The sequence below is a fragment of the Roseburia sp. OF03-24 genome (assembly GCF_003463035.1).
Taxonomy (GTDB): Bacteria; Bacillota; Clostridia; order Lachnospirales; family Lachnospiraceae; genus Roseburia; species Roseburia rectibacter.
In genome coordinates this window covers 84,282-94,437 of record NZ_QSCK01000016.1, presented here as the reverse complement: position 1 = coordinate 94,437, position 10,156 = coordinate 84,282, and the positions used below count along the sequence as shown (strand labels likewise).

Here is a 10,156-nt window from a genome sequence, read left to right as displayed (position 1 = left end):
TTTGTCAACAACTTTTTTATTTTATTTTGGAAGTTTTTCCAAAATGAGGTTGTCCGCTGTAAGATTATGTCACATCTTGCGGTCAGCTTGACTATAATATCATCTGTCTCTTTTTCTGTCAACTCTTTTTTTATATTTTTTCATCTAAAAAATTTGCAGCCTGATTTAAATGCATTCATACACTTAAATCAGGCTGTAATCACTTCACTGCTTTTTACTTCAGTATCGCATCCATCGCATCTTTTACTGATCTGACACCGGTCAGGCGGATTCCTTTCGGTACAGTTCCACTATCTTTCATGGAATCCAGGCTGACCTGTGGCAGGATACATTCATTAAATCCTAGTTTTTTCGCTTCTGTCACACGCTGCTCTGCCATGCTGACTGCACGCACTTCCCCACTCAGGCCCACTTCTCCGAAACAGATTGTCTTTTCATCGATCGGTCTTTCACGGTAGCTTGAGATGATAGCAAGTACAATTCCTAAATCGATTGCCGGCTCATTCATTTTTACGCCGCCTGCAATATTAACATAAGCATCACAGTCTCCCAGTTTTAATCCCAGCCTTTTTTCAAGCACAGCCATCAGGAGATTTACCCTGTTAAAATCTGTACCTGCTGCAGTTCTCCGCGGAATGCCAAAATTACTGTGGCAGACTAACGCCTGTACCTCCACCAGAATCGGTCTGGTTCCTTCCATGGAACATGCAACCACAGAACCGGATGCACCTTCCGGTTTTCCACTCAGCATATATTCTGAAGGATTTTCCACTTCCATCAGTCCGTTCTGCCTCATTTCAAACACTCCGATTTCATTTGTTGAACCAAATCTGTTTTTGACGCCGCGCAGAATACGGTATGCCGCATGTCTGTCCCCTTCAAAATAAAGTACGGTATCCACCATGTGTTCTAAGACCCTCGGTCCTGCAACCACTCCTTCTTTTGTCACGTGACCAACGATAAAAATGGAAATCCCCATTCCCTTTGCGATCTGCATAAATACTCCCGTAGACTCACGCACCTGTGATACGCTGCCCGGCGCAGAGGAAACTTCCTCATTATACATAGTCTGTATGGAATCTATGATCACGATCTGCGGTTTTTCCCTGTCGATAACAGACTTTATCGTGTCTAAGTTCGTTTCACATAAAAGTGTCAGCGAATCACCAAAGGTTCCGATACGTTCTGCCCTTATCTTGATCTGCTGCAGAGATTCCTCTCCTGATATATATAATACACGCACACCTTTCTCTGATAAATTCCGGCATACCTGTAAAAGCAGCGTTGATTTACCGATTCCCGGATCACCGCCTACCAGTACTAAAGAGCCCTGCACGATCCCACCTCCAAGCACACGGTCAAGTTCTTTCATGTCTGTCGACATACGCTTATCCTGTGTCATCTCGATCTGCGAGAGCGGAACTGTCTTCGCTTCCGTTGTTTTTGCTGCTACCCTGCCGCCTTTTGCTGCACTTTTTTTGTCGATCGTCTCTTCAACAAATGTATTCCATTCCCTGCATGCCGGACACTGCCCCATCCATTTCGATGATTCGTAGCCACACTCCTGGCAAAAAAATACGGTTGTTTTTCCCTTTGGCATATTTCTTCTCCACCTCTTTTTATTGCTTATCAGTATACTTACTTTTGCAGTAAAAAGCAATGTTGATGATAAGGTTATTTTTTTACTTTGATCTTTACTGCAGAACTCTGAGTTTTAAAGTCTGCAAGCAATGCATTTTTACCATTTACAACTACTTTGTAATAGTATGTCTTTTTCTTCTTTGCTTTCTTATCTGCAAAAGTTGTTTTCTTTGTGGTTCCGATCAGCGTATATTTACCGTTCTTTTTTTCTGCACGGTAGATCTGATATGTTTTTGCGCCTTTCACCTTATTGTAAGAAACTGTAACGGTTCCCTTTTTGTTGTTTTTCAGTTTTGCAGCAATTTTCACACCATACAGAATGGATGCAGGTTTACCGGAAGCATACTGGGTACCGCTTCCATAAGACATATAAGAAGCTATTCTTGTTCCCTTTTCTCCATATGCACAGACGGTATAGTAATAGGTCACTCCACTTTTCAACTGCGCCCTATCGTATGCCGTTGTCTTTGTGACAGAACCGGTCTCTCCATAATAATCCGTATAACATGCCTCATTTTCGTATCCTGTATCATCATTGGAATCTTTTGCGATCAGATTTCCTGACACTGCATATAGTTTTTCATCTGAGTTATATACCGGCATTGATATGGAACGGTATACTTTATAATATTTTGCACCTTTTACCTTTTTCCAGGTAATTTTTACTGCTTTCTTTTTCGTATCATAAACAGCTTTAATGGACTTTGCTGCCGCAAGTGAAGTAGATTCTTTTTCTGCTGTCCATTCGCTGTATATTTTTTTTGAGGTATAGGCTCTTACCGATACGTTTACATATTCCCCACCTGCTAACCCTTTGATGGTATATTTATTTTTCTTTGCCGTAACCACTTTCGGTGTAGCTGTTTTTTTCCGTCCATATTTATCATATATTACATATCTGACCTGATAACCTGCTGCAAACTTGTCTGCATCCCATTTTGCATTTACATTCTTTCCTTTATTCGTAAGAACTACATTTTTTGGTGCTTCTAACTGCATTTCAACACTCGCTGATCTGGAAATATATTTTAATGCTTTTCCATCCTTATAATATGCATTTACAATATAAGTATATTTCTCACCGGATTTTAGTTTTTTATCCGTATAACTTGTTGTTTTTGCATTTGTGATCGTTTTTACCAGTTCATATTTTGAGTTATATACATTGTTGGCAGAGTTTCCTGAATTTAAGGAGTTTTTAACTTCCGTCACATCCTTGTCAAGCTCAGAAGTTCTGTAAATCTCATATTTCGTTGCAAAAGAGACTTTTGTCCAGATAAGTTTTGCTGAATTTTTTGAACTTTTTACAACCTTTAATTCAATGTTATTTACACGGCTGGTACTTGCTGTAATGTTCTTATATTCACTGTAACTTTTTATTTTTCTGTCCGGATCATAATAATAAGAACGGATTTTATAAGTATATTTTGTATTTTGCTTTAAGTTCTGATCCGTATAGATACGGTCTGTAATCGTTGCTATTTTTTTATATTTTTTACCAGACAAACGATAAATCTCGTATCCTGTATTATTTCCTTTATCAAAAGATAATTTTATGCTGTTTTTTCCGGCTTTTGTGTATACATACGGCACACTTACTTTTTCGGTGCAGCTTACCATATTTGAAGCCGCACTCATTGCCATGTAATACGTCATTTCAACAGACATATCTTTATATATTTCATTTTTCTGATTATCTGTTATCTTTATTTTCTGGTTTATTGTATATACCGGTTTCTTCTGTACCTTGTAAAGTGAACTGTCTGTATCATACGTGTGTGCAACAAATGTATATTTTACTCCCGGCTTTAATGAATTGAAGCTGTATGCGCCATAACTTCCTGTTGCTTTATAAGCATGTACATAACTTTTTATCTCTTTCCTCTGAAGTTCTGTCAAAATATCTTCTAAATAAAGTTTTTTCTGTGCCCCGTTACCATCCGTATAATATCCATACGCACTCAAAAGCTCATAATTATAGTATTCCGGTATCTTACCGTCTTCAAAAGCATAAATGATCACATCTGCATCTACCGGCGTCCATGAGAGCTGCCATCTTTGTCCATTTTCCGTCTTTTCTATCTTCAGATTTTTTACGACTGGTATGTTTCCATTTACATTACATGTTACGTTTGCTGCTTCTGAATAACTTCCGTCAGAATAATACCCATCTTCCATGGCTCCTAATCTGACGCAGAAATAGTTATACGGTAATGCTGATTTTACTGTAAAATCACAATACGGTTTCACTGCATATGTATAGTCTGTTTCAAAAGAATCATTTTCTCCCTTTGTATTGACATATGCATCATACAGCGAACCACCATGTTTGTAAAACTGTAAAAAACTGTCTGCATTTGTGATATTTAATGGTTTGCTGCTTTGTATATAAAACAACTGGTAATTACTTGCACCATTCTGTGGATTCCAGGAAACCGTTATTTTTTTGCCATTTACTGATGCCTTTACACCGGTTACTGCCGACAACTGTTTTACAACTTCATTCTTATAAGTATAAACATCTGACCACTGACCATACATGTCTGCTACATATTTCGTCTGTTTTGATTCTACAATGTATCTGCTGTTATCATCCCAGTTCTTATATTCTGCTTTCTTTATGTCCGTAACTTCATGGTAATATACGGCACGCACTTTTACATTTACCTGCTGTCCCTGGGAAAGGACAACATATGGAATTATTTCGTGATCTGACGGTGTCATTGCATGCAGTTTTCCTTCCGAAGCATCCAGAAACAGACCTGACATGCCGTAAACATTCGTATTGCCATCGCAGATCACCTCATATCCGACTTTCATCAGATCTCCGGCTTTATTTTTGAGTGTCGCCTTATCATTTGTAATCTCATTCCAGCTTATCTTTACATTTGATTTTTCAAATGAAATTTCATATCCTCTGCCTGCATATACAATATATTTATATGTTTTTGACTTTGAATCATATTTTCTAATAGATTGTAATTTTTTATAAAAGTTACCATTATAATTATAATAAATCACTTTATCGCCATCTTTTACCGCATAGCGGTCTATTACATTCTGACATTCTTCGTCCGAATCACACATACCGATCTCCGTAATCTCATCACCTTCCGTTATGTAATGATAACCGGTTCTATCGCATGTCTGCATATACAGATACGTCTTTCCATTGACCTTATACATACCATATGCATCTTTATACTGCTCTGTATTTCCTTTTATTATGGTCTCCGCCTTATAATACAGTCTTACGAATCCATCAATATCCGTGCTGCCACACTGTCCATAATAGTCATTGCCATACTTATATAATCCTACTGTCTTATCCCATAAACTGCTTCTTTTGACTATTTTATAATCAACTCTCTCATCCGGCGTACCTGCCACGATCACGCCATTCTGAAACTGATTTACATAAACATATCTCAACAGCTTCCCGGACTGTGTGGTCAGAGTATAACAATTTCTTTCTCCGCTTACATTGATGACCTTTGACGGCTTATCGATTGCAGCCCGTTCTTCCTCTTCGGTTTCTTCTTCTGTCTCTTCTTCGGTTTCTTTTTCAGTTTCCTGTTCCGTTTCTGTCTCAGTCTCAGTTTCCACAGATTCCGTCTCGTCATTATTCTCCGTATCTTCTGTTGTTTCTGTGTTATTCACGTTCTCAGTTGTTCCCTCAGTTTCCGTCTCGTCAACTTTTTCTGTTGTCTCTGTAACTTCTGATACTTCTGCTGCCTCGCTCTCTTTCGTCTGCCCGTTGTCATTTTCCACAGACTCACTGTCTGCTTCACTTTCTGTCTGTTCCGTAGCCCCGACAGCTTCCATCGCATCTTCTGTCTGTACTGCGGTTTCTGTGACTGTCTGTGGCACTACAGCAGCCCACACTGATGCACCATCTCCTATCGTCAGCGTTAGCGCCATCGCAAATGCCGCCATACGTTTCCAGCCCGTGAGCTTTTTTCTTTTCATAACCTTTTTCTCCTTCTTATTTATTACGCGTAATCACGCGCATTTTTTATGTTACTTTAACAGTTTTTGGCAGTCAATCGTACTTTCGTACCTGAGTGTACACACAACAATACGATACAGACTCTGTGGTCATTTTATGTAACAGGGAATTTCAACGAAATTTCCTATTACATAAAAAAAGAAGCTTACATGCCGCTTTGACACATAAGCCTCTTTTGATTTCATTTTCCGTTTCTAGCACTTTGTAACTTTCACATCTACCGGATGGTCACCAAGCTCTACACTTAAACTTAACTTGCCACCAAGATTTGTCTTCATCTTTCCTGCATCTGCGCCATCGATCGTGATGTCGTACTCTGCCTCATCCTCAAGTCCCACTGTAATCTGTGCATCTTCCGGTCCCTCTACCTGAAATGTCAGGCCTGTATCTGTTGCTTTCAGATTCATGACAGCCGTTCCCGGAACAGATTCATACACGAACATGCCATTGCGCTCTAACTTTGTAATCTCGGAAAATGTCTTCACTTTGTAGATATCTCCCTGGTGTTCGAAATTATCAAGTTTCGCCTTTGCACCTAATGTGTAATCCCCAAAACTGATCGTTCCATCTGCTTCTGAACGAATTAATTCGCTGATCGTTGCCATTTTTTCCTCCTGTGATAAAGTAGTTTTCTCTTTATCGTAAAATTTTGTGCCCTTATTATATAATATCCATGTTACGATTTCCAGTGCTTTCCCGGATATTTCAGTAAAAATTTATTTTGTTTCGAACACGATCTTTTCTTTGTGAATTGTCACGGTCACATCCATGTCTTTTTTCACTTTTCCAGATAAAATTTCTTCCGCCAGCTCATCCTCAATATCATTCTGAATCTGACGACGCAGCGGTCTTGCACCATATTTCGGGTTGTATGCCTTATTTACGATATACTTCTTAACGCTGCCACGTACGATAAGGTGGATTCCCATCTGTTTTTCACAGCGTTCTGTAAGTTCTTTTAACATCAGGGTAACAATCTGCTCCATATCATCTTTATTCAATGAACGGAATACAATTGTCTCGTCAATACGATTCAAAAACTCCGGTTTAAAAATACGGCGCACCTCTTCCATAACACTGTTTTTCATCCGGTCGTAATTCTGTTTTTCATCATCTGAAGCTGCAAATCCAAGTTTTTTCGGCTCAACGATCGCCTGTGCTCCGGCATTTGAAGTCATAATGATGATCGTATTTTTAAAATCTACCTTGCGTCCCTGTGAATCTGTAATATGTCCATCATCAAGTACCTGAAGCAGAATATTAAATACATCCGGATGTGCCTTCTCGATCTCATCGAACAGGATCACAGAATATGGATTCCGGCGCACTTTTTCACTGAGCTGTCCGCCCTCCTCATGTCCTACATATCCTGGCGGTGATCCGATCATCTTTGATACACTGTGTTTTTCCATATATTCTGACATGTCAACGCGGATCATGGACTCTTCACTGCCAAACACCGCTTCCGCAAGTGCCTTTGATATCTCTGTTTTTCCGACACCGGTCGGTCCTAAAAACAGGAATGAACCAATCGGGCGCTTCGGATCCTTTAATCCTACACGGCCTCTGCGCACTGCTTTTGCCACCGCACTTACTGCATCCTCCTGACCGATGACACGTTTGTGTAAAGTAGCCTCTAATTTTCTTAAGCGCGCAGCCTCCCCTTCGGCAATTTTTCTCACCGGGATTTTTGTCCATCTGGATACCACATCTGCAATATCGTCTTCTGTCACTTTTAACTTTTTACTGCGGCCATCTTTCTTTGCCTTTGTCTGTATTTTGGTAAGCTGTTCTTCACACTCTTCTTTTTCATTTTTCTTCTGCTTTGCACCTTCCACATCACCGTCATGTAAAAATTCCAGCATTTCCTCTTCTAACATGTTAATGCGGTGTCGCAGTTCCACAACTTCTTCCGGTCTTCCACCTGCACGCAGACGTACTTTTGCTGCCGCCTCATCCATAAGATCGATTGCTTTATCTGGCAGGAAACGGTCGTTAATATAACGTGCCGACAGGCGAACTGCTGCTGATACTGCCTCATCCGTGATTTTTACCTGATGATGCTTTTCATACTGGTCCCGCAGTCCTTCTAAGATCTGCACTGCCTCTTCTTCTGTTGGTTCTTCCACTGTAACCGGCTGGAATCTGCGCTCTAATGCAGCATCTTTTTCAATGTATTTGCGGTATTCATCAATCGTTGTTGCACCGATCAGCTGCAGTTCTCCACGTGCAAGTGCCGGTTTTAAAATATTAGATGCATCTATCGCACCTTCCGCTCCACCTGCCCCGATGATCGTATGCAGTTCATCGATAAAGAGCAGGATATTACCTGCTGCCCTTACTTCCTGAAGTACTTTTTTAATGCGTTCCTCAAACTCTCCACGATACTTTGAACCTGCAACGATCCCGGACATATCAAGGGATACCACTCTCTTTCCAGCAACGGTGTCCGGAACCATTCCGGTTGTGATACGCTCTGCAATTCCCTCAACGATCGCTGTCTTTCCTACTCCCGGTTCACCGATCAGGCAAGGGTTATTTTTTGTTCTTCTGCTTAGGATCTGTATTACACGGTCGATTTCGTCCTGTCTGCCAACCAGCGGATCTAATGCCCCCTCGGCTGCTAATGCAGTCAGATCTCTGGAGTACTGATTTAGTACCGGTGTATCCGATGCAGTTTTCTTCACCGGTTTTCCATTCATGAAATCTTCTTTATACAGGCTTGCATCTTCTCCCATGGCGATCAGGATATCCACATACATTTTCTGGATATTGACTGCTAACGTATTTAAAAGTCTCGATGCCACACACTCCGTCTCTTTCATCATTGCGATCAGAATATGCTCCGTTCCGATCTCCTCTGAATGAAAACGCGCTGCCTCTCTGGCTGCACCTTCTAACACCTGCAATGCTCTTGGTGAATATTCTTTTGCCTCTGCCGTCAACACCTGTGCGTCCGGCGCAATCAGTTCTTCGATCAGCTGCATGACTTTGTCAAGCTCGACACCATTTTCATTTAACACCTGTGCAGCAACACCTGTTCCTTCCTTTAAAAGTCCGATCAGGATATGTTCCGTTCCAATATAGTGGTGATGCAGTGATTTCGACATTTTTGAAGCCAGATCAATTGCTTTTTTTGCCTTTGTTGTATATCGTATCTGCATAGTCTCTCCATTCTGTTCCTATTTATAAATCATTTAAATCGATGATCTCTAAATCATCATCTTCCTCTTCTTCTCTCGGAATATGTTTTTTCTCCGGAGTATGTTTTCTTTCCGGCTGCTCTTTTCTCTCTGGGCGGTGTTTCTCCTCCGGCTGCTCTTTTTTCTCCGGACGGCGTTTCTCCTCCGGCTGCTCTTTTCTCTCCGGGTGGTGTTTCTCCTCCGGCTGCTCTTTTTTCTCCGGACGTTTCTTCTCTACCGGTGAGAACTCCTCCTCGTCATCCCAGTCCTCATCTTCAAGATCATCCGACATACCCCTTCCGAATAATCCTGCATGTACTTTGTGGATCTTTGACACGCCGATTTCGTTTTCTGTCTCGTCATCGTCCCTGTCTTCTGTTTCATCTGCCGTTTTTGTCTTTCCATGGAAGAAGCCTCTTCTTTCCGGTTCAATATCATTTTCTTCTTCCATACTGCTGTTTTCTTCGAAATCAGCATCCTCTTGCTGCTCCTGATCCTTTACTTTCTTTGCAGATTCCCAGTCCCAATCATCCTGATCTTCTTCATCATCCCAGTCATCTCTTTTGCTTCCTCTTAATAAGAGATTAACAATAATCACGACGAGTACTGCGATCACAAATGCCATGATTCCCATCATATTTCTGGAAAAGGATTTTTCCTTCGCATACTGTTCTGAGAGGTCATTGTATTCCTGCTGAAGATATTCCATATTATAAGTATCATCATCTTCTGCTGTCTCAGTCTCCGCATTCTGTCCGTCTGTTCCATCTGCCGGCTGGTCTGTCGTCTGTCCATCTGACGGCTGATCTGCGGTCTGTCCATCCGCTGACTGGTCTGTCGTCTGTCCATCTGACGGCTGATCTGTGGTCTGCCCGTCCGTTCCATCTGCTGGCTGGTCTGTCGTCTGCCCGTCTGCTGCCTGTCCTTCTTCTCTTGTCAGCGTGATCGTATACTGGGCAAGTGCCCCGTTCTGTGCCTTTACGACAACTTTTATCGTATTGGTACCAACCTGAAGATTGTCATTTCCTGTGATCGACTGCACCGTCGCAAATTCATTGACCGGTGTTGCCGTCACCGTAACGCTTGTAACATCATTTGGTACGGTAGCTGTATATTGTACTGTCTTTCCTGTAAAATCCGGGGATAATGTTCCCGCAGAAAGTGATAAAACTTCCAGCGAATTATCCGCGGAAAGTGTTGTCTGTGCAGCAGCCACCTGAATCCCGGCAGCTTTTATATCTGTCGCAGGCTCTGCCACAATGCAGCCAATGCAGAAAAGTGCAGCGATAATTGCTATTTTTCTCTTCATTTGCTTCACACTCCC

General features: G+C 41.4%; 5 protein-coding genes. All 5 read right to left on the bottom strand.

All coding sequences use genetic code 11. The features are described from left to right. Positions 1–214 precede the first annotated feature (214 nt). Positions 215–1,600 carry a DNA repair protein RadA gene (gene radA, locus DXA60_RS10010; RefSeq protein WP_117921104.1) on the bottom strand — a complete coding sequence of 462 codons (1,386 nt, stop codon included), beginning with the start codon at positions 1,598–1,600 and terminating at the stop codon, positions 215–217. A 74-nt stretch (positions 1,601–1,674) separates the two neighbouring features. Next, on the bottom strand, positions 1,675–5,610 hold the full coding sequence (locus DXA60_RS10005; protein WP_117921103.1) for a fibronectin type III domain-containing protein: 3,936 nt from the start codon (positions 5,608–5,610) through the stop codon (positions 1,675–1,677). Between the two features lie 234 nt (positions 5,611–5,844). Next, positions 5,845–6,255: an endosialidase gene (locus DXA60_RS10000; RefSeq protein ID WP_117921102.1), complete on the bottom strand. Its 411-nt coding sequence runs from the start codon at positions 6,253–6,255 to the stop codon at positions 5,845–5,847. A gap of 111 nt (positions 6,256–6,366) precedes the next feature. Next, positions 6,367–8,814: an ATP-dependent Clp protease ATP-binding subunit gene (locus DXA60_RS09995; protein WP_117921101.1), complete on the bottom strand. Its 2,448-nt coding sequence runs from the start codon at positions 8,812–8,814 to the stop codon at positions 6,367–6,369. A gap of 22 nt (positions 8,815–8,836) precedes the next feature. After that, on the bottom strand, positions 8,837–10,141 hold the full coding sequence (locus DXA60_RS09990) for a cadherin-like beta sandwich domain-containing protein (protein WP_117921100.1): 1,305 nt from the start codon (positions 10,139–10,141) through the stop codon (positions 8,837–8,839). Between the last annotated feature and the right edge of the window lie 15 nt (positions 10,142–10,156).